The sequence below is a fragment of the Cytophagia bacterium CHB2 genome, from assembly GCA_030263535.1.
Lineage (GTDB): Bacteria > Zhuqueibacterota > Zhuqueibacteria > Zhuqueibacterales > Zhuqueibacteraceae > Coneutiohabitans.
Window position 1 is genome coordinate 20,818 of the sequence record SZPB01000052.1, and the last position, 20,361, is coordinate 41,178.

17 protein-coding genes and 1 pseudogene are annotated in these 20,361 nt (G+C 53.5%); 15 read left to right on the plus strand and 3 right to left on the minus strand.

The features are described 5' to 3' along the window. Positions 1-80: 80 nt before the first annotated feature. The 6 genes from FBQ85_07445 (at position 81) to FBQ85_07470 (ending at position 7,340) form a co-directional block, all read left to right on the plus strand. Positions 81-1,310, plus strand: coding sequence for a DNA polymerase (locus FBQ85_07445; GenBank protein ID MDL1874993.1), 1,230 nt, complete (start codon positions 81-83; stop codon positions 1,308-1,310). A 507-nt stretch (positions 1,311-1,817) separates the two neighbouring features. Then, positions 1,818-2,564 carry a phosphate propanoyltransferase gene (gene pduL, locus FBQ85_07450; GenBank protein MDL1874994.1) on the plus strand — a complete coding sequence of 249 codons (747 nt, stop codon included), beginning with the start codon at positions 1,818-1,820 and terminating at the stop codon, positions 2,562-2,564. A gap of 39 nt (positions 2,565-2,603) precedes the next feature. Continuing rightward, positions 2,604-2,807 carry a hypothetical protein gene (locus tag FBQ85_07455; GenBank protein MDL1874995.1) on the plus strand — a complete coding sequence of 68 codons (204 nt, stop codon included), beginning with the start codon at positions 2,604-2,606 and terminating at the stop codon, positions 2,805-2,807. A gap of 121 nt (positions 2,808-2,928) precedes the next feature. Continuing rightward, positions 2,929-3,630 (plus strand): hypothetical protein, encoded by a 702-nt coding sequence (locus FBQ85_07460; GenBank protein MDL1874996.1) that lies wholly within the window; start codon positions 2,929-2,931, stop codon positions 3,628-3,630. A 261-nt stretch (positions 3,631-3,891) separates the two neighbouring features. After that, positions 3,892-5,385, plus strand: coding sequence for a D-alanyl-D-alanine carboxypeptidase/D-alanyl-D-alanine-endopeptidase (dacB, locus tag FBQ85_07465; GenBank protein ID MDL1874997.1), 1,494 nt, complete (start codon positions 3,892-3,894; stop codon positions 5,383-5,385). A 38-nt stretch (positions 5,386-5,423) separates the two neighbouring features. After that, positions 5,424-7,340 carry a beta-lactamase family protein gene (locus FBQ85_07470; protein ID MDL1874998.1) on the plus strand — a complete coding sequence of 639 codons (1,917 nt, stop codon included), beginning with the start codon at positions 5,424-5,426 and terminating at the stop codon, positions 7,338-7,340. A 24-nt stretch (positions 7,341-7,364) separates the two neighbouring features. Here the strand turns inward: FBQ85_07470 and FBQ85_07475 are convergent, their stop codons facing one another. From FBQ85_07475 to FBQ85_07485, 3 genes are all read right to left on the minus strand, one after another. Further along, a complete protein-coding gene (locus FBQ85_07475) occupies positions 7,365-7,745 on the minus strand; it encodes a DUF2255 family protein (protein ID MDL1874999.1) in 381 nt (126 codons plus the stop codon). Positions 7,746-7,856: 111 nt separating this feature from the next. Beyond that, positions 7,857-9,209, minus strand: a complete 1,353-nt coding sequence (locus FBQ85_07480; protein MDL1875000.1) for a tetratricopeptide repeat protein — start codon at positions 9,207-9,209, stop codon at positions 7,857-7,859. A 110-nt stretch (positions 9,210-9,319) separates the two neighbouring features. Continuing rightward, positions 9,320-11,521, minus strand: a complete 2,202-nt coding sequence (locus tag FBQ85_07485) for a DUF4331 domain-containing protein (GenBank protein MDL1875001.1) — start codon at positions 11,519-11,521, stop codon at positions 9,320-9,322. Positions 11,522-12,122: 601 nt separating this feature from the next. Here FBQ85_07485 and FBQ85_07490 point away from each other — a divergent pair. From FBQ85_07490 to FBQ85_07530, 9 genes and pseudogenes are all read left to right on the plus strand, one after another. Further along, positions 12,123-13,494: pseudogene (locus FBQ85_07490) on the plus strand (aldehyde dehydrogenase family protein). Between the two features lie 29 nt (positions 13,495-13,523). Then, positions 13,524-14,402, plus strand: coding sequence for a hypothetical protein (locus FBQ85_07495; protein ID MDL1875002.1), 879 nt, complete (start codon positions 13,524-13,526; stop codon positions 14,400-14,402). Positions 14,403-14,668: 266 nt separating this feature from the next. Beyond that, the gene (locus FBQ85_07500) at positions 14,669-14,914 is read left to right on the plus strand and encodes a DUF104 domain-containing protein (protein ID MDL1875003.1); all 246 of its coding nucleotides are present in this window, start codon (positions 14,669-14,671) and stop codon (positions 14,912-14,914) included. A gap of 282 nt (positions 14,915-15,196) precedes the next feature. Beyond that, positions 15,197-15,730 (plus strand): hypothetical protein, encoded by a 534-nt coding sequence (locus tag FBQ85_07505; protein ID MDL1875004.1) that lies wholly within the window; start codon positions 15,197-15,199, stop codon positions 15,728-15,730. Between the two features lie 121 nt (positions 15,731-15,851). After that, complete coding sequence (locus tag FBQ85_07510) at positions 15,852-16,334, plus strand: D-tyrosyl-tRNA(Tyr) deacylase (GenBank protein MDL1875005.1); 483 nt, start codon at positions 15,852-15,854, stop codon at positions 16,332-16,334. 63 nt (positions 16,335-16,397) lie between these two features. Continuing rightward, on the plus strand, positions 16,398-16,988 hold the full coding sequence (locus FBQ85_07515; protein MDL1875006.1) for a septum formation inhibitor Maf: 591 nt from the start codon (positions 16,398-16,400) through the stop codon (positions 16,986-16,988). Between the two features lie 21 nt (positions 16,989-17,009). Then, the gene (locus FBQ85_07520; GenBank protein ID MDL1875007.1) at positions 17,010-17,915 is read left to right on the plus strand and encodes a DUF4115 domain-containing protein; all 906 of its coding nucleotides are present in this window, start codon (positions 17,010-17,012) and stop codon (positions 17,913-17,915) included. Between the two features lie 123 nt (positions 17,916-18,038). Then, the gene (gene mpl, locus FBQ85_07525; protein ID MDL1875008.1) at positions 18,039-19,454 is read left to right on the plus strand and encodes a UDP-N-acetylmuramate:L-alanyl-gamma-D-glutamyl-meso-diaminopimelate ligase; all 1,416 of its coding nucleotides are present in this window, start codon (positions 18,039-18,041) and stop codon (positions 19,452-19,454) included. 109 nt (positions 19,455-19,563) lie between these two features. Beyond that, positions 19,564-20,184 carry a hypothetical protein gene (locus FBQ85_07530; GenBank protein ID MDL1875009.1) on the plus strand — a complete coding sequence of 207 codons (621 nt, stop codon included), beginning with the start codon at positions 19,564-19,566 and terminating at the stop codon, positions 20,182-20,184. Positions 20,185-20,361 lie beyond the last annotated feature (177 nt).

Sequence of the window (20,361 nt, forward strand, 5' to 3'; positions counted from 1 at the left end):
CATTGTGTGAGTTGTGCCTAAGCCTGCAATTTGAATTGCAGGCTTTTTTATTTATATCGTAATGATTATTTTGTGGCGTCATGCCAATTTCCGAGAACAATCTTCCGTTGCGCTGGCTCTTTCTCGATTTGAATGCGTATTTTGCCTCCATCGAGCAAGAGCTGCGGCCCGAGCTGCGCGGCAAACCGGTGGGCGTGGTGCCGGTGATGACGGACAGCACGTGTTGCATCGCCGCGAGTTATGAAGCCAAAGGCTTCGGCGTTAAAACCGGCACCATCGTGCGCGACGCCAAAAAGCTTTGCCCACAAATTCAGTTGGTCGAAGCGCGGCATCGCGTTTATGTCGAATACCATCATAAAATCGTACAGGCGGTGGAATCCTGCCTGCCGGTGGCTGCGGTGTTGTCGATTGACGAGATGGCTTGCCGGTTGATTGGAAGAGAGCGCGAGCTTGAGAAGGCACTGGCCTTTGGCCGGAAAATCAAGCAAGCGCTGCGCGAGAAAGTTGGCAGCACGCTGCGCTGCTCCGTCGGCCTTGCGCCCAACCGCTTTTTGGCGAAAGTCGCCACGGATTTGCAGAAGCCCGACGGCCTCGTGGTGATTCGCGCCGAAGATTTGCCCGGGATTCTTCATCCTTTGCAATTGCAGGATTTGCCGGGTATCGGCGCACGCATGAACAAGCGTTTGCTCAAACACGGCGTTTATACTGTCAAGCAGCTTTGCGCGCTTTCTAAAATCGAGATGGGCAAAATTTGGGGCGGCATTATCGGCGAGCGCTTTTGGCACTGGCTGCGCGGCGATGATTTGCCGGAGATCGCGACGCAGCGCCGCACGGTCGGGCATTCGCATGTGTTGCCGCCGGAATTGCGCAACGACGAGGGCGCATATGCCGTGGCGAAAAAACTCGTGCACAAAGCCGCGGCGCGTTTGCGGCACATGAATTATTGGGCGGGTGTGTTGGCGGTGAATATCCGCTTCAGTTGGGAAGAAGGGTGGTCGGAACAAATCAGCATGGTCGAATGCCAGGATACCTTGACGATGCTCGAAGCCTTGGCGCAGGTATGGCAACAACGGCCGCAAGGAAATCCCGTGGCGGTGGGCGTGACCTTGCTCGATCTTGTGCCGAACGAGCTGCACAATCTCTCGCTGTTCGAAGATCCCAAGCGCAGCAAGCTTGCGCAGGCGATGGATGCCATTAACGCCAAATACGGCAACGACGTCGTCTACTTCGGCGGTATTCACGCCTCCAAACACGCCGCACCCACGCGCATTGCGTTCAGCAGCATTCCGGAGCTGTGGACGTTTGAGTGAGGATACTGTGATGAGGATTTCCCCTTGCGCTTTTCAACTTCTTGTGTCAAATTAGGAAAATTTTAAACTCAAGACGGCTAGGTTTTGCCGTCGTTTGAAAATAGAAGCACGCTATTGAAGAAACAAAATCAATAATAGCTGCTGAAGCCGTGGGCAGGAGATTAAGCACTCTTGTGTACTGTTACCTCAATCTGAAAAAGTATCATTTCGAGTTGTCATTCAGACGAATCTTGTGAAGTATTAAGCACAGCGCCGAATACTTCACAAGATTCCGACGGAATGACAAATCAAAATACTCATACAAATTAACGCAACAACGTACTGCTTCGTGTTCTGCCAGAGAGCAAGGCACACGAGTTACTGGATTTCGGCGACTTTTTGCTGTGCCGCCTTCCCAAGCTCCCGAATGGCCAAAAACTGTGTGATCAATTCGCAGGAGTTTGGCAGGATGACCGTACGGCAGATGAGATCATTGCCGATATTCGCAATAGCCGATAAAATCATACCATGCCCCTCACCATTCCCGTTGGCGTTTCCAATCGCCACTTTCATCTCGCCCAAGCTGACGTTGAAAGACTCTTCGGCGCCGGCTATCAGCTCACAAAGCTGCGCGATATCTCGCAAAAAGGTCAGTTTGCTGCAAATGAAACCGTTGATGTCGTCGGCCCGAAAGGCAGGCTCGAGCGCGTGCGCGTGGTTGGCCCGGCGCGCGGCCAAACGCAACTGGAAATCTCCCGCACCGATGCCGTCACCCTCGGCCTCAATCCGCCGGTGCGTTATTCCGGAGATTTGAAAGGCTCGGTAGGCGCGCGGCTGATTGGCCCGAAGGGCGAAGTTGTGTTAAGTGAAGGCATCATCATTCCGCAGCGCCACATTCACATGAGTCCCGCAGACGCGAAGAAATTCGGCGTGAAAGATCGTGACCGCGTCATCGTTACGCCGCTGCCCAAAATGCTGCCGGCCGGCAGTGAAGATCGTGGCGTTATTTTTGATAATGTTTTGATCCGTGTCGATCCTTCCTTTGTACTCGATTTTCACCTGGACACTGACGAGGCCAATGCGGCGGGACTCACGAATGGCGACAAAGTCTATATTACCGGCCATTCGAAGAATGTGGAGGCGGCCGCGAAATTGATCACCGAAAACGACGTGCGCCGCGCCATTCTGGAAAAAAGAAGAATGAAAGTTCCTGCCGGCGCAAAGGTGACGCCCGCTGCGGCCGAGCTGGCAAAGGCACACAAGGTGTTTGTTTGATGACGGTTGCTGGCGGCTGGTTGCTGGTTTGCTGGTTGGTTGCTGGTTGGTTGCTGGTTGGTTGCTGGTTGGTTGCTGGTTGGTTGCTGGTTGGTTGCTGGTTGGTTGCTGGTTGGTTGCTGGTTGGTGCTGGTTGGTTGCTGGTTGGTTGCTGGTTGGTTGCTGGTTGGTTGCTGGTTGGTTGCTGGTTGGTTGCTGGTTGGTTGCTGGCTGGTTGCTGGCTGGTTGCTGGCTGGTGCCTGAGCCTGTCGAAGGCACCTGCTGCGAAACAACATAAATCTGCGAGTGCCATCACGCCTTCTTCATGAAAGATTCTGAACCTCTTTTTTGTCTGCTTTGTCAGGGCCGTTGGCTGCCCCGTCAAGTGAGAATCAATTTCCAAGATCATTTTCATGTCTTGCCGCCGCCGCACGCCGAACGCGCTGAGGCGTTTTGGCAGGAGTTGGCAGAAACTTCCGGCAATCATTTCTACAATGGAGAGCTTTTTCGGCTGGAGAAATTTTCAGCAAGCCCGGAATTCTTGGAGATGAGTTTAACGCGAACCTGTTATCGCGATCAACTTTACAACAATGCTCATCTCCAGGAAATGGGCGAAGCCGCAGCGACGCGCGGCCTGGGCGTCAGCGCGATTGTCATCACCAGTGATGGCTATACGCCCATCATCCGCCGCAGCTTGCATTTGGGTGAAGCACCTGGCATGTTGGACGTCATTGGCGGGCATGCGCATCCCAATCTGCATGTGCGCGCCGGCAAGCCGGATTTGTTTGCTGCCATCGCCGATGAAGTCACGGCCGAGTTGGGCCTGAAGCCCGAGGACGTAAAGGTCGAATGCTGCAGCGGCCTCATCGAACATCCCATCACATTGAAACCGGACATCATTTTTTTGACGCGCATCACTTGCACAATGGCGCAACTCGAACAATTGGTGAAGCACGCCAGCGAAGCCGAGGAATTTACCGAATTGCTGGCGGTGCGGGTTTCTGCGGTGGCTGAATTCATGGCGGCTCATCGCACGGAGTTGACGCCGCCGGCGCTGGGGTGCTTGACGATTTTGGCGTTGTCTTAATCGAACGCATTTCGCAAGGTTGACGCTGGCATCCACACCGCAACTGTCATTCTGAAAGATTCTGGTGAAGCAACTGCCCGCTCGCGAGTACTTCGCAAGTTCCTTGCGTTGTCGCGAGTACTTCACAGGATCCCTGGATGACAGGGCCGGTGGTTGATGGCAGTATTTGAGATTCTCAGAGTGAGGTGACATGGCAGATTCCTTCTGGATGACAGAACCGGTGGTTGATGACAATTCTTGAGATTCTTGGAGTGAGGTGAAATGATAAGTTTGTTTATCAAACGGTATTTGATTATCGCGCTGGCTGCGGTCAGCCTGTTGGGCTGCGCGGGCGGGACTCGATTGAATGAAAAAGACACAAAAGCCGTCGCGGCCTTGCGGCGGCGCATTGACGCCATTCTCGCCGACTCTGCGCTGGCGCGTTCGACGCCGGGTGTGAAGATCGTCTCCCTGAAAACCGGCGAGGTACTGTACGAACGCAATGCGCATTTGCTGTTTCATCCCGCCTCGAATCAAAAGCTGCTCACCTCTGCTGCCGCGTTGAAACTGCTCGGTCCAGACTTCACACTCAACACCAGCCTGGTTTGCGATTCCGCGGCTTTGCGCGACGGCATCATTCATGGCAATCTTTATCTGGTGGGCCGCGGCAATCCGGATTTGAACACGAATGATTTGTTCGGCCTGGCGCAAACGCTGGCGCAGAAAGGCATTCGCGAGATTCGCGGTAATTTGCTGTGCGACGATTATTATTTTGATGACGTGCGCTGGGGCGCGGGCTGGATGTGGGACGATGATTACGAGCGCTTTTCCGCGCTGGCGGTGAATGATAATATTGTTTCCTTTACCGTTTCTCCGGCTGCGAAAGTCGGGGAAGTCGCGCAGATACAGATCGTTCCGAACACGCCGCATACGGATATCATCAACACCAGTGTGACGGCGGCAAGCAAAGCGCAGATGGATTCGTTGCGGCTGCCAAGTCTTTCCGTTGAACGGCGCGGGTCGAATGTTTTTGTAATTGATGGCGCGCTGGCGCTCGATGCGAAGCCGCGCACGTTTGAGCGCACCGTCGTGCAGCCGGAAGTTTTTACCGGACAAATCCTGCGTGAATTGTTGCTGCAAAACGGCATCAAATTTAACGGCAGCGTGCAACGCGGCCTGAGTCCCGCAAAAGCTGTGACGCTGGCCGAGCATCGCGCGCCGCTCATGCCGTTGTTGATCAATCTCAACAAGATTTCGGATAATTTGAGCGCTGAGTTGTTGTTGAAAGTGGTGGCGGCCGAGCGCGCCGGCCGGCCGGGCACGGGCGAAAAGGGCATGTCGGTGATTCGCCGGTTTCTCGCGCGCGCGCAAGTCGACACCAACGCGTTGAATTTAGCGGACGGCTCGGGCGTGTCGCGCTACAATCTCATCACCCCCGATGATATCGTGAAGCTGCTGATTGCAATGTGGAATGATTTCTCCGTACGCAATGAGTTTCTCACCTCATTGCCGATTGCGGGCGTAGACGGCACGTTGGCGAATCGCATGAAAGGTACGGCGGCCGCGGGCATTCTGCGTGCGAAGACCGGGAGCCTGAGCGGGGTCAGTTCGCTCTCAGGCTACACCACGACTGCAGAGGGGGAGGAGATTGCGTTTGCGATGATGATGCAGCATTTTCTGGGTTCCGCCAGCGGCGTACGCCGCGTGCAGGATCAAATCGGGGCGGAGATCAGCGGGTTTCGGCGCGCAAGAGCCGCGAATGCCTCTTCAAAATAAAAATCTGTCAAGCCGACTTCTCCGTGAGGAATGCCGTTATGACGCAATCTCATAAATTCACTTCCATACTTTTATTGCTATGCTTCGTTTTGCTGCTCGGCAATTCCAACTCCTGCGGCCCGGTTGAAGAACCGCTCGACCATGCCACTGCGCAGCAGATCGAAAAAATCATTACTGATGAAATGATTGCACAGGAGATGATCGGAACAGCGGTTGGCATTGTCAAAAACGGCAAAATCGCGTTTCTCAAGGGTTATGGCTATAAAGATTGGGAGGCGCGCACACCGGTGACGCTTTCCACGGAGTTTCGTTGGGCTTCCATGTCAAAATCGCTGACAGCGGTGGTGGCCATGAAATTACGTGAAAACGGCAAACTCGATTTGAATGCTTCAGCGAAATCATACATTGGCGCTTATCCGCATGAGAGCGTCAAGGTCGCGCAGTTATTGCAAAATCGCAGCGGCGTTGGCCATTATGCGCAAATGGATTCGGCCTATGCGGAATGGCAGGATAAGGAAAAAAATTACCCCAAGAATCAAGCCTGGAATGCGGCAAAGGCCGTGGATATTTTTAAGGAATCACCCTTGATGTTTACGCCGGGCGCAAAATATCACTACAGCACATTTGGTTTCATCCTCGCGGGCGCGGTGGTGGAAAACGCCGGCATGCAGGCATACAACAAGGGCTATGTGCAGTTGGTGAATGATTACATCGCGCAGCCGCTGGGTATGAGTACGCTCAAGCCGGATTACGTATTTGGCGCAAGCTCAGCCGAGGTGATCGGTTATTATAAAGATGACGACGGCGACATTCAGCGCCGTGACGACGATGATGTCACCTGGAAACTCCCTGGCGGCGGCTTCAAATCCACCATCACCGATGTAACCCGATTCGTCAAAGGCCTGGCAAACCGGCAAATGTTGCACGACTCGACTTATGAGTTGATGTGGACAAAACAGGCGGATTCCAATTACAGCTACGGATTCGGCATCGAAGAAAACGGCAGCAATCGCCGCGTCGCGCATTCCGGCAGCCAGACGAAAACCGCAACGTACTATGTCGTAGTTCCGAAAAGCAAATTAGGTGTTGCCGTCATGTGTAACTCGGAGTGGGCGCGCCCGGTAATTCTGGGCAAGAAAATTCTTCAGGCGCTGGGCGTAGCGCTTTCACCGGGCGAGTATGCGTGGAACTGCAATGCTGAGGATAAATCTGACTATCAGTACGCCGGCGTCTGGCGCAAAGGCAATCGCGATCAAGTCATTCGCAAGGGATATGATCATGACGATTTCAACGAAGAATGGCAAAAGTTATCGAATGCCGGTTACCGGCTCGTGGATCTTGAAACGTTTACTGCGAAGAACGGCGTGCGGCGCTGGGACGGCATTTTCAACAAGCAAGGCGGGCGCTATGCGCTGTGGCGCAATTTCGATTCCGACAGGTTTCACCAAAAATGGCAGGAGATGTCGAACGACAGCTTGCGTCTAATCGATCTTGAAACTTATGAGGACGCAGGCAAACGCCAGTGGGCGGGTGTGTTCATCGAAGGCGGCGGCAAGTATGCCCTGTGGCGTGATTTTGATTTCGATGGTTTTCATCAAAAATGGCAGGAGATGTCGAATGACGGCCTGCATCTCCTCGATTTGGAAACCTATACCGTGGGCGGCCAGCAGCGTTGGGCCGGGGTGTTCCGTGAAGGCAGCGGCAAATACGCGCTCGGGCAAAATTTCGACTCCGAGGGGTTTCATAAAAAATGGGAGGAAATGGCGGCGCAAGGCATGCGACTCGCGGAGGTCGACGTTTATCAAGATGGTGACGAGCCGTTATGGTCAGGCGTGTGGCTAGCCGGCGAGGAGGGTTATTATCTCAATCGCAATCATGATTATTGCTCGCTCTATAAAAAAATAATGGAGCGCAGCAAGGCCGGATACGAATTGTTGGATTTGGAAAGATATTGAAGGCTTGAGTTATTCGGCGACACCCTAGCGCAGGATCAACTCCGTGGTTGTCGCTCGCGACTTGGCGCGGCAAAGATCCCGCGCATACTTGATGGAACCGGGTGTCTTGTATTTCTCGAGATAGGCGCGATTGACAGCATCTTTCAGGCGATCGCTTCTCGTTTGCACGGTTCTTATGGCGAACTCTTGATTGCCGACTTGCATCACACCGCGCGGCTCTTCGAGGAACACTCGATGCCAACTGTTCGGTTTGTGGCTCCACGAGCGCACAAAAACGCGCTTTTCGACCACCACCGCCCAAACCGCGATAAAACGGTGCGGCTTGCTGCCGGCGCGAATGCCGATCACCAAAGCTTTGTGTATGGCCGCGAGAACGTCATCTGGAAAACAGCGTTTCGTTTTCATGCGTGTCACGCCTTCATCTTGATCAGCCACTTTATGTTTATGAAAACGGATTATCGCACTGAGGTGTAATTATTCACTGAAGCTTCACCTCGATTTTAGAGTCGCCGGCACTCAACTGACTTTGTTCCCACGCCGCAACTCCGCCAGCGCTTGTTCTGCCACTCGAATCTCCGCCGTGGAGAAATGCGCATTGAGCGCCAGCGCTTGTTCGAGATAGTTGATCGCTTTTTGATTTTGTCCCAAAGCCTGCGCCATCAGACCGGCGCGCGCATAGATTTCGGATCGAGGCGTGCGCAGGCGCATCGCCTGCTCCATCAGCGGCAGCGCCTCAGCCGTTTTGCCATTTTTGTGCAAAAGCCAGCCATGCACGCTGAGCGCATCAATGTTGTTCGGGCGTCGAGCATGATCGCGCTTGCTGCGGCGCAAGGCTTCATCGAGATTGAGATCGTGGTCGCCGCAAAAGCGCGCATACTCGAGATCGATGTTCCAGCCCTGCTCTTCATGCTGCGCGAAGTTTTCCAGCACCAGTTTGATCATCTCATCGGCTTTTTCGGTTTGGCCGTTGCTGCGATAAAGTCCGGCCAGCGATTCGAGAAAACCATGATCCGGCAGCACGCGATACGCTTGCTTGAACAGGTCGATGGCCTCTTCGGCGTTTCCGCGCGCGCTGCTGATTTGCGCCAACCCTGCCAGGGCATAGGCATAATTGGGGCGTTCCTCCAGAATGCCGCGATAAATATAAGCCGCAGTGTCCGGCCGGCCTAGATTGAAATACAGCTTGCCCAATTGATATAATGCCCACGCGCGATTCTCCTGGCCGAAGACGCCGGCGTCGCATGCCATGCGCATGACATGCACGGCGCCTTCGCGATCGCCGTGCAACTCACGCAGATACGCCGCGCGCGCATACGCGCGCAAATCCGGTTTGAGGCTGAGCATTTCATCGCACGCCTTGACCGCGCCTTCGTAGTCGCCCAACTCCAGCAACGCATCACACAACACGCCGTACACAAATGCCGTTTGAGGCGCGCGCGTTTGCGCCTGTTCGGCGAGTTGTTTTGCTTCTTCGAAATGGTGCAGCGTCAACAACATCGCGGCTTTCGTGGCCAGGGCTTCAAAATGATTCGGACGCAAGCGCAAGGCATCCTCGAGCATCTCTTGCGCTTGAGGAAAATACTCATGATGACGGCCAGTGACGCGCGCTTCCTGCAAAAAGATGTGCGCGAGCTGGACGTAATTCTCCGCCACCTTGGGGTTGCGCCGAATCTCATATTGATAATATTCCGCCGCTTTTTTGGCGTTCAAAAATTCCGCCGAAGCGCCGCCTCCGCCGAGACGCGCCCTCAAACCCGGCAACGTTTTTTCGGCGTGAGGTTTTTGATACAGAAAATAAGCGCCCAACCAGACCGCCATAAAACCGGCTATCACGATAAGAACTTTTTGAGAAGTACTGCGCTGACGCATGCTAGCCTCGATCAAACTAAATTTTCACTTTAAACCTTACACTTTACACTTTGGCAAAACGTGAAAGGTGTAAAGTGTAAGGTAACAAATAGGCTTTCTACTCCGGGCTACTATTTCACTAATACGGCCCGCTTCGCTGACACCACTTCATTGCCAACTTCCAGGCGATAGTAATACGTTCCACTCGCAAAGCCCTTGGCATCCCAACTCACCGTGTACGTGCCGGGTTGATGCGCTTTGTCCACCAGGGTCGCAACCTCCTGCCCGAGCGAGTTGAAAATTTTCACTCTCACATTATTCGTCTTCGCGACATGATACTGAATTTGCGTGGCGGGATTGAAGGGGTTGGGATAATTCTGTTCGAGAATAAAACCGTTCGGCACGCCGATGCCTATGCCGCGGCCCTGCACCAAATTGGGCGTATCGCTGACGAGTTTTTTCACATAATCATAGCCGCGATGCGGATTGGGCAGATACGGAAAGGCGGTGGAAATTGCCAGGTCATTCTTGGTCGGACCCGCATTGTACAGCAATTCGCCCAACAGCTTGGCCGAAGCGAGATCAGAATAATTGCCTTGCACGGCATCATCGAAGGGGAAACCAACTGCCGCCAGGACTAAGCCGCCAACTGCCTGCAATTCAATGGAGGTGACGTCATCTTCCAAACGCCGGCCGTTCGGAAATCCGTCCATGTGCGGAATCGGTTCGAGATTGGCATTGGTGTTATACGGCGCTGCCGTCAGTCCCAGCGCGGCCGCGCGCAACAAGCCGAAACGCGCATTCACGTTATATTCCGTGGAATTGCGATCGGTTATGGGCACGGCCATGTTCAAGCGCAGCATATCGCCGCCATAGTATACGCCGTTGTCGTTGGTGATCGGCAGAAAGTTGTTGATGAACGGCTTGCCGGCGCTGAGCGGGCCGCCGGTTTTGCCGGTGGCGAGGTGATAAGGGATCAGATTCGGCACGCCAAAATAGAACACCGGAAAAATATCCGCGCGTCGCGGTTCACCGGGCGCAACCAGAGCTGTTTGCAACGGCACGGCGGCATTCTTCGGACCGGTGGGCACGGCGAGCGCGGTTCCGGTGAAATCAATTCCCGGAATGCTGGCCGCGGCAAACGCGCCGTCTTTGCCATTGCGGAAATCAAAACCGGGTGTGCTGTAACCGGGAATAACGCCGAGGGCGGGATAGGATTGCGCTTGCACACGCAAAGCCGACAATGCCGGCACCGCGCCGCCGAACTGGCTGTCATCCATGTACAATGCCAGCTCCGGGTTGTAGAAATATTGCGCAAAATTTTGTTCATCAACGCTGTAGGGCGTCACCGCATTCCAGTAATCTTTTTGACCCAACGGAATAACCGCTTCGTTGGTCAGCGGCATGCCGAGACGGGAAACCTGCACCCACTCGCCGCTGCCCAGAGGCTTCGAACCCGGGCCGGTGGGCTGCAGCGTCGTCACTTTTTGGCGGCTGGCAGAGGCCCACACGCCGATCACGAAATCGCCGTCGAGAATATTGGCGGCTTCGCTCACGGATTTGCCGTCTTTTTGCAGTTTGTTGATTGGAATATTCATGATGATGCAATGCACGTTGTAGCCGGCGACGGCGTCGCGCGCATTGAGCGGATCAGAGACGCTGGTGCCATACGAACTGCGCGTTTGGCCCAGGTCGAAGACGCCGCCGAGATCGACAAAGAACACATCATCGCGCGGCCCGCATAACACTTTTTCGCCGTCGGGCGATGTGGTATTGATCGCCGCCGCCACCAATGCATCATACGTTTGTCCCAGGCCGACCGTGGCATCATTGATCGAGCGCGGGCCGATATTGTTGGGCGGTACGATGCCGTTGGTGATCACAGTGGTGAACGCGCCGCCGTTCACGCTTTTTTCCATCGTGTAGGTCGTCTTCAAATTTTGCTTGCCGAGACGAATGTTAAAAAATGTCGTGGGATCTTCATTCGTCTGCGTAAAAGTGAAGCGATACGTGATGTCATCTTGCGCTGTGCCCAATGCGCCGACCGAGGTTTTATTCTTGATGTGAATCTCATAACGCACGCCTTCGGCAAACGTCGTCCAGTTCGGGCCGCCCTCCGGCAACTCCAGGCCGATGTAGCCGGCCACGATGGTTACCGTATTGGGATCATCCGGCGAGCGAAAAACCCACAAATCCGTATTATCGGCAAGCGGATCCTGAGCGATGAGCGGCGCTTCGCGGTGGCTGGAGGCTTCGATGCTAGGCGCGTAGTAGTGCAACAACAACGCCAGCGCTCCGGCCAACGTGAATAACGCAATGAAGAACTTCCGCATACACACATCTCCTTAAAGTTGATGGGTAAAAATGAAGAATGAATTGATGATGCGCATCAAGCAGATTGTTCACCTCTCAAAAACCGTCTAATTTAGCGTGGCAGATAGCGCTAATCTTTAAACACGCAGTAGCAATACGAATCTTTTCTCGAAACGGATTTAGTGCCGTTGTGATTTGGCGATTCTTCTGTTTGATCGAGTAAAGCCAAAAGGCATAACAAAATCGGAACATGCTGAAAAGATTTAGAGAAACCCAACGCGGATAAACCGCAATACAAAGGAAATCGCCAACGGATTGCAACAACCCAACAGATTAAAAAATATCCGCTGGGTTGCCTCAATCCGGTGGAAAGATTTTTTGCTATTAAGGCAACGATTTCACTTTAAGGGAACAAAAATACGCGCACAACACGGTTTTGCTTTTAATGTCGATTCGAAGTGCTGCGTAGCTTGACTTTACTCATGAGACGATGTATCTTCGCACGAGTTCAAGAGTCACGCTCCTGTCTTGACCTAGTCGCTTTGAACGGCTGAAACAGCCCCCTTTTTTTTGCGATTGAAAAGCTAACCGCAAAAAGTTCAAATTGCAAAGGTTTTCTCCATGCCGGCTTCTTCTCTGCTCAAACTCGAGAATCCCGCGACCAATGAAATTTTTGCATCGCTCACCATGCCCGAGGCCCATCACCTGGCGCTGGACGCCGCTGGCCGAGCGCGCCGCGATCACACAACGCTTCGTGGAGGAGATGCTAAAACACCGCGAAGAAATCGCGCGGGAAATTACGCAGCAAATGGGCAAACCGCTCAAGCAAGCGCGTGCGGAAGTCGACACCATGGCCGAACGCGCCCGCCATCTTGCAGCCATTGCAGCGGAAGCGCTCGCCGATGAAATCTTGCCGGAAAAACCGGGATTTTTCCGCAAGATCGCGCATGAACCGTTGGGCGTCGTGGTTGACATTGCGGCGTGGAATTATCCGCTGCTCATCGCCATCAACATTGTTGCGGCAGCCCTGCTGGCCGGCAACACGGTTCTGTTGAAGCATTCGGCGCTTACGCCGCTGTGCGCGTTGCGCATGGAAGAAGCCTATCGCGCCGCGGGCCTGCCGCAGGGCGTTATGCAGGCCGTGGTCGCTGATCGCACACTCGGCGACCTTTTGGTCAAATCGCCGCAAGTCGACGCCGTGTTTTTTACCGGTTCCGTGGCCGGCGGTTATGAAGTTTATCGCAACGCCGCCGCCGGTTTGAAACGTGCGGGATTGGAGCTGGGCGGCAAAGATCCAGCTTATGTGCGCGCGGATGCGGATCTCGCCTTCACCGCGCCCAATGTCGCTGATGGCGCATTCTATAATTGCGGCCAAAGTTGTTGCGCAGTCGAACGCATTTATGTTGATCGCCGCATTTATGACGCGTTTCTCGAAGCTTTTCTTGCAGAAATGAATTCCTATAAACTCGGCGATCCGTTAGCGGATGATACCTATCTCGGCCCGCTGGCGCAAAAAAAGCAAATCAACGTTTTGCAGGAACAAATCGCCGAAGCGGTATCGCACGGTGCAAAAATTATGTCGGGCGGAAACCCGGCAACTGTCAATGGCAAGGGCAATTATTTTGAAGCGACGGTGCTGGTTAATGTGACGAACGACATGAAAGTGATGCAGGAGGAAAGCTTCGGCCCGATCATCGGCATCATGCCGGTCTCCGGCGACGAAGAAGCGCTGCGCTTGATGAACAACAGCCGCTTCGGCCTCACCGCGAGCATCTGGTCGCAGGATGAAGAAGCAGCCTCACGTCTCGCGCCGCATATCGAAGCCGGCACCGTTTATCTCAATCGCTGCGATTATCTCGATCCTGCTTTGCCCTGGACCGGTTACAAAGAGAGCGGCCTGGGCTGCTCGCTTTCCCGGCATGGTTTCGAAGAAGTGACGAAGTTGAAGAGTTATCATTTTCGGAAGCCAGCGGGCAACGCGGATAAGCTTTAGTCTCCTCAAGGTGAAATCTCTGCTTGAGCATGAAAAATCTCTCCGCCTATTTTCTCATCACCCGTCCTCTCAATGTTCTCATCGCCGGGATCTCGATTTTACTGGCTGCGGGCCTGGTGCGGCCGTTCGTTTTCAGCGCCAATGTCGTGTGCGCCCTCTTCGCCGGCATGCTCATCACCGCCGGCGCCAATGTGATCAACGATGTTTATGATGTTGCCATCGATCGCATCAACAAACCGGGGCGCATGCTGCCGTCGGGGCGCATGGATATTGCCTCGGCGCGGCGCTATGCGATATTTTTATTTGCAAGCGGTGTAATTTTTAGTATATTTGCCAGCCTTGACGGGGCGGTTATCGCATGCGCCACCAGCGTGCTGCTCATCGCTTATAGCCTCTGGCTCAAGCGCCAGCCGCTCACCGGCAACCTGGCGGTGAGTCTGGCGACGGCGTTGTCGTTCATCTTTGGCGCGCTTGCCGCCGCGGAGGGGGCAAAGGCTTTGCAACAGACGGAGCTCCCGTTCGGCGATTGGCGGCCGGGAATTTTTCCTGCCGTGTTTTCCTTCCTCTTTCACTTTGGCCGGGAAGTTGTCAAGGATATCGAAGACCAAGCGGGAGATCGAGCAGTTGGCGCGCAGACCCTGCCTCTGGCGTGGGGCATGCGTGCGGCGCAGATCGTCGCGTCGATGGCGTTCATTATCCTGGCCGGTGTTGTCTTGCTTCCCCACGTCCTCGGCGTCTATCATGCCCCTTACCTGTGGCTCATCCTGCTCGGCGTCTACCCGGTGATCGGCTTCGCAATGTTTCAACTCTGGAAAAATCCTGATGCCGCGCGCATGCGACTGACCAGCGACCTGCTCAAGGCAGATATGCTGGTGGGGTTGCTGGCGATCTATGCGGGGAGTTGGTGAAAAAACGGAATTGGATCGCTACTCGCAAATCGAACACATCGTGCGGTTGGCCAAAGCGCGTGCTCACAGTCATGTTCGGCCATGAGCAGGCATAGCAATGACGTCAAGTAGATGTTGAATTCGTGCAAATGAAGCAAAGATTTCATCAACGGATAAAAGCTGCCAACTGATTTTTTCAATCATCCGCTGGCAGCTTTTATCCGTTGGAAATTTTTTTCATTGATTCCGGCTTGTTCGGATTGGGTCCTCTGACGTGGAATTTTACTATGACTACCGTACTGCACGCAACCTATGATGGCGCAGCTCTGCATCCGGAGGAGCCGCTCACGCTCGAGCCGAATACACGCGTGCGCATAACCATCGAAATCGCGAAGCCGCTTGTAAAGAAAAAGCGCTCTTTTCTTCGCACCGCGCAGTCACTGAATCTCCAGGGCCCGCCGGACTGGTCTGCGAGATTCGAAGATTATCTTTACGCCGCAGAGAAGAAACATGATGAAAGAAGTGTTTCTTGATTCGGCCTATGCAATTGCGCTTTCTGCTCCCAATGATCAATATCACGAGCGCGCGTTGCAGCTAGCGGAACAACTGGAGCGCGATGTCACGCGGTTGATCATAACTCGGGCTGTTTTGTTGGAGATCGAAAACACACTGGCTAAACAAAAGTATTGTAAAAATGCAGTTGTGCGCTCGAAAGATTTCAGCTTTTAGCTTGCATAAATCTGGGTATCAGAGTGTAAAACTCGATCGCAAAGTTCGTAATTTTAAGAAGACATTGACAGGCCAAAATAACAGCTATGGATGATAAGAAACCAGATTTACAAGAAATATCTGAACAATTTCGTGAACCGCTTCGAGATGCAATAGCTAAATTAGAATCATTGCATACATCAGCTTGGGACAGCAACGACGACATTGCCAAAACCACTATTTCAGTCGCGTCGGTAATCGTGGCGTTCACTGTAGCATTTTCAGGTTCTATGGCCAATCCTTCTGAATGTGTTACATGGAAATATATCATCTGTGCATCATGGGTTTTATTTTTGCTGTCAATTGTTGTGGCACTTGTAAGTCTTTGGTGCTCTCGGCAAGCAAGATCAACGTCCATCAGATTCTTGGAAAATTGGCCACAATTACAAGAAATTATTCCACTAATAATTAGCGAACCAAATGAATTTGAAAATAGAGTTCGAGATTGGCATAGAGAGACGATCGGTCCGATCAGAACAAATACTAAATGTGCAGAGCGTGCTTTGATAGCAAGTCTATTTTTATTTGCGTTTGCTATTATTGTCTTAGGAGTTGTCGGAATCAGACAAATAGTCTTTTGATTCAAAATCAACTCGTTTGAAAAGTAGGCGCTTTGCAAAGCAAATTTAATCTACCAACTTTTGGATAAACGATCCTCCGTTAAATTGAACTATCTAAAAAATTTTCATTTGCTTATAAAAAATGCGAGCACTTCTCCAACGCGTGCAAAAAGGCTCAGTGAAGGTCAACGGCGAACTCGTGGGCGCGATCGATCAGGGTTTGGTGATCCTGCTCGGCATTGCGAAGCACGACACCGCCGAAGATGCCGTTTATCTTGCCGATAAATGCGTGAACTTGAGAGTTTTTGAAGATGAGAACAGCCACTTCAATCACTCGCTGCTCGAAGCGGGCGGCAGCGTGTTGGTGATCTCACAATTCACGCTTTATGGCGACACGCGCAAGGGCCGGCGGCCCGGCTTTGACGAGGCCGCGCGCCCGGAAGCGGCAGAACCGCTGTATCGCGTCTTTATCGATCAATTGAAGCAGCACGCGATCAAAGTCGCCGAAGGCGTATTCGGCGCCATGATGCTGGTGGAGATTTATAACGACGGCCCGGTGACGTTCATGTTGGAATCGAAATCTAGCAACCGCGAATTGACGCGAATAAACGCGAATAAAAATTAGCGCACATTCGCGTGAATTAGCGGTTTCAAAAAACTGCATCATTTGTTTTTGAATATTTACAAAATGAGTTTCCCGTTGCCCTTGCCCAACAAACCGATCATTCTCGCGTCGTCCTCGCCGCGGCGCGCGGAGCTGTTGCAAAAAATCGGATTGGTCTTTGAAATTCATCCGAGTCATGTGGACGAAGAAGACGGCGTTTATCATCTGCCGCCGGCGGAGATGGTGACGGAATTGGCGCGGCGCAAGGCGCGGGCCGTTGCCGCGCATTACAAATCGGCGTTGATCATTGGCGCGGACACCACCGTCGTGCTCAACAATAAAATTTTAGGCAAACCCGCGACGGCGGCAGAAGCTTGCGAGATGCTGGCGCAGCTTGCCGGGCATACCCATGAGGTTTACACCGGATTTGTATTGATCGATCAGCCCGGCGGCCGCAGCGTGCAGGGCGTGGAGAAAACGGCGGTCACGTTCCGGCAGCTTCAGCGCGACGAAATCGCGGCCTACGTTGCCAGCGGCAATGCCATGGACAAGGCCGGCGCTTACGGCATTCAAGATTTCAGCGCGGTTTTCGTCGAACGCATCGAGGGATGTTTTTATAATGTCGTGGGCTTTCCGCTCACGCACTTCTACAGGAAATTACAGGAATTTTTGTGAAGTTTTATCTCAGGTGGATGCATGTTTGAAATTGGTGAAAAATTAAAGGCGGCACGCGCCGTGAAAGGCGTTGCGCTCGAAGATATTGCCGGCCGGACGCGCATCAATCTGGCTTATTTGCGCAATATGGAGGAAGGCAAATTCGATTTTCTGCCTAAACCAATCGTCATGGGTTTTCTCAAAACCTTTGCGAAAGAAGTCGGGCTGGATGGCAATGAATTGGCAATGCAACTGCAGCCGCCGGAGCTGCCCATTGACTTTGCTGCGCCGGCAGCGGAGATGCGCAAGCAAGCCACAGCCGCAGCCACCGCGGTTAGTCCCGCGCCGGTTCTCAGTCAGGATGATCTGAAAAGTGTTCGCCCGGGATTTCCTTATTTGAAGGAAATCGTCCTGGGCCTTGGCACATTGCTGGTGATGGCGTTGTTGTTTTATTTTGTGGCGCGTTCTCCCCAGGAAGAGCCGCAAATGGAAAGCGTTCCAGCGCAGAACGAAAGCGCGCCCCCGCCCGTGGCAAGCGGGCCGGTGCAAGAAATTTCGATTGCGCAAATGGCAGCTAATCCGGCGCAACAACCCAAAACCGATTCCACCGTTGCCGTCAAACAGGTGGAGGTGACGCTGGAAGCCCGATTCAAGGATCGCGTTTGGCTTGCCATCACCATCGATGATTCGTTGAAGACGGATTCCATTTATCGCGCGGGCATGGCGGAAACCTGGCGCGCGAAGAAAAATTTTCGTCTCAGCATGGGCAATGCGGGCGCCGTGACACTGCTGCTTAACGGGAAAGAACTGGAGAAGATCGGCCTCGTCGGGCAGGTGGCGGATGTTGTCATTACGCCGGCCGGCGTCATGGAAAAACGCTTGCGGCAGCCGCAGCGCCAAAAAACGCCGGAGATTCCGCCGGTGCGCACGCGGCTGAACAATCATTAACTGCGCTTTCAAATTTGGAATTTTGAATGGTTAATTGCGAATGGTCAATTGATCTGGAACATTAGTTTTAAAAAGATCTGATTGCGGCTTGAATGCCGCCTTACGCACAACCGAAGGACGACGATGTCACAAAGGATTCATTTGATTGCGATTTGCGGCACAGGAATGGCCGCACTGGCCGGCATGCTCAAAGAACGCGGGTATCATGTCACCGGCTCTGATGAAAATGTTTACCCGCCGATGAGCACGTTTTTAGAGAGTAAAGGCATTCCGGTTGTTTCCCCGTTTGACGCAAAAAATCTGCAACCCGCGCCTGATCTTGTCGTGGTTGGCAACGCCATGTCGCGCGGCAATCCCGAAGTCGAATATGTGCTCAACGAGCAGATCCGCTACGCCTCGCTTTCCGAGATGCTGCGCGAGTATTTCATTCGCGGCAAGTATTCGTGTGTGGTTGCCGGAACGCACGGCAAAACCACGACGAGCAGCCTGCTCGCGTGGACGCTGCAACACGCCGGACTCGCGCCCAGCTTTTTTATCGGCGGCATTCCGGAAAATTTCGGCCAGGGTTATCAACTGGGCAGTGGCAAGCATTTTGTGCTGGAAGGGGATGAATACGACACGGCATTTTTTGACAAGCGCGCCAAATTTTTGCATTACCTGCCCAATCTCGTCATTCTCAACAATATTGAATTCGATCACGCCGACATTTACAAAAACATTGATGAGATACAACTTGCGTTTCAACGCTTGATCAATATTATTCCCGGCAACGGCCATTTGATTGCGTGTACCGACGATCCCATTGTGCGCGCGCTGATACCGCGCGCCTTTTGCAAGGTTATTACGTTTGGCGCGCAAGAACCGACGGAGTGGTCGGCAAAAGACATTCACCCGGCGGAAAACGGCGTGGAATTTTCCGTGATCCACAACGGCAAGCGCTTGTCGCAAGCGTTTCTCTCCCTGGCCGGCGAGCACAATGTCAAAAATGCGCTGGCGGTGCTGGCGGCGGGGGAGATTTTAGGCGTGCCGTTCGAACAAAGGCTGGAGGCGTTACAAGCATTTAAAGGCGTGCGCCGCCGGCTGCAATTGAAATTCGATGGCGAAGTGAAAGTCTTCGACGATTTTGCGCATCACCCCACGGAGGTAAAAGCGACCTTGCACGGTTTGCGCCAGCGTTTCCCACAGCGCCGGTTGTGGGCGGTGTTCGAGCCGCGCACGGCGACCACGAAGCGCAAGGTTTTTGAGCAGCAGTTTCTCGAGGCATTTCAAAACGCGGATCACGTCGTATTCGCGCCGATGCACCGCATTGACAAGGTGCCGGAAGCGGAGCGCTTGTCCCTGGAGGCCGTCGTTGCAGGCGTGCGCGCCATGGGCAAGCCGGTCGACATTGTGCCGGCCGGGAATGAAATGGCTAATTTCATCGCGCGCCAGCTTGCGCCGGGCGACGTTGTTTTGTTCATGAGCAACGGCGATTTCGGAGGAACACCCGGCTTGCTGGCGAGCATACTCATGTCCGAGGCCGGCAAAAGAAACGCTTGAGGCTTGGGCAGTCGTTTGGCCGAAGTTGTTGGGCGTGTCGCCCGGACATTTCACCATTATTGGTACGAGGAGAACCATGAGTGAACAACATGAGCAAGATTCAGCAAACATGCATACGAATGACGAGGCGGCATCGCCGGAACAGCACGAACGAACGGAACGCAGAAGATCATCTCATGACCGCGAGCGCCGGCCACGTCCCGGCGGAGGGGGACGCGGCGGCCCGCGCGGGCGAGACCGTCGCGGCGGCAGAGGGTTCGGCGGCGGCGGGCGTTTCCATGAGCGTGACGAAGAACCGCCCGATCCCAAAATCACCCAACTGATCAGCGAACTGGAAGAAAAGCTGAGCAGTTCGCATGCACCGGTGCAAATCGCGCAATTGAATCCCTTTGAGCGCAAGCAAGTGCATCGCCATTTCGAACGCAACAAGGCACTGTTTGAAACCAAAACCTATCGCGACGGTGAAGATCACGTTTTATGGATTTTCCCGGTGGCAAATCTGAAAAAATTCGTGGAGACCAAGGCGCAGGAAGCGCTGGACAGCGGTGAAGACGTGGCCCTGCCGCCGATGAGCAACTACGAGCGTTTTATCGTTCACAATGTCTTGAAGGATCTCGGCAATATCGAGACGACTTCGGTGGGCGAGGGCGAGGAGCGTCACATCGAGATTCATCCTAAAAAATTTGGCAGGGGTTTGAAAAAGATCGTGAAGAAGATCAAGCTGTTTTGAGGCATGATTGTCTCCCTGCTTGAAAAGCAAATCGCCTGCACCAATTTTTAAACAAGTTGACACCTGTAGTTCTTGGAGCGGCCTTAAACTCTGCCTGTAAAAGTGGAAATCCCACCAAGAAAAAAGCTTTTTGGTGGGATTTCAGTTTTGTGAGTAAGAACCTTTCAGAATTTTGTT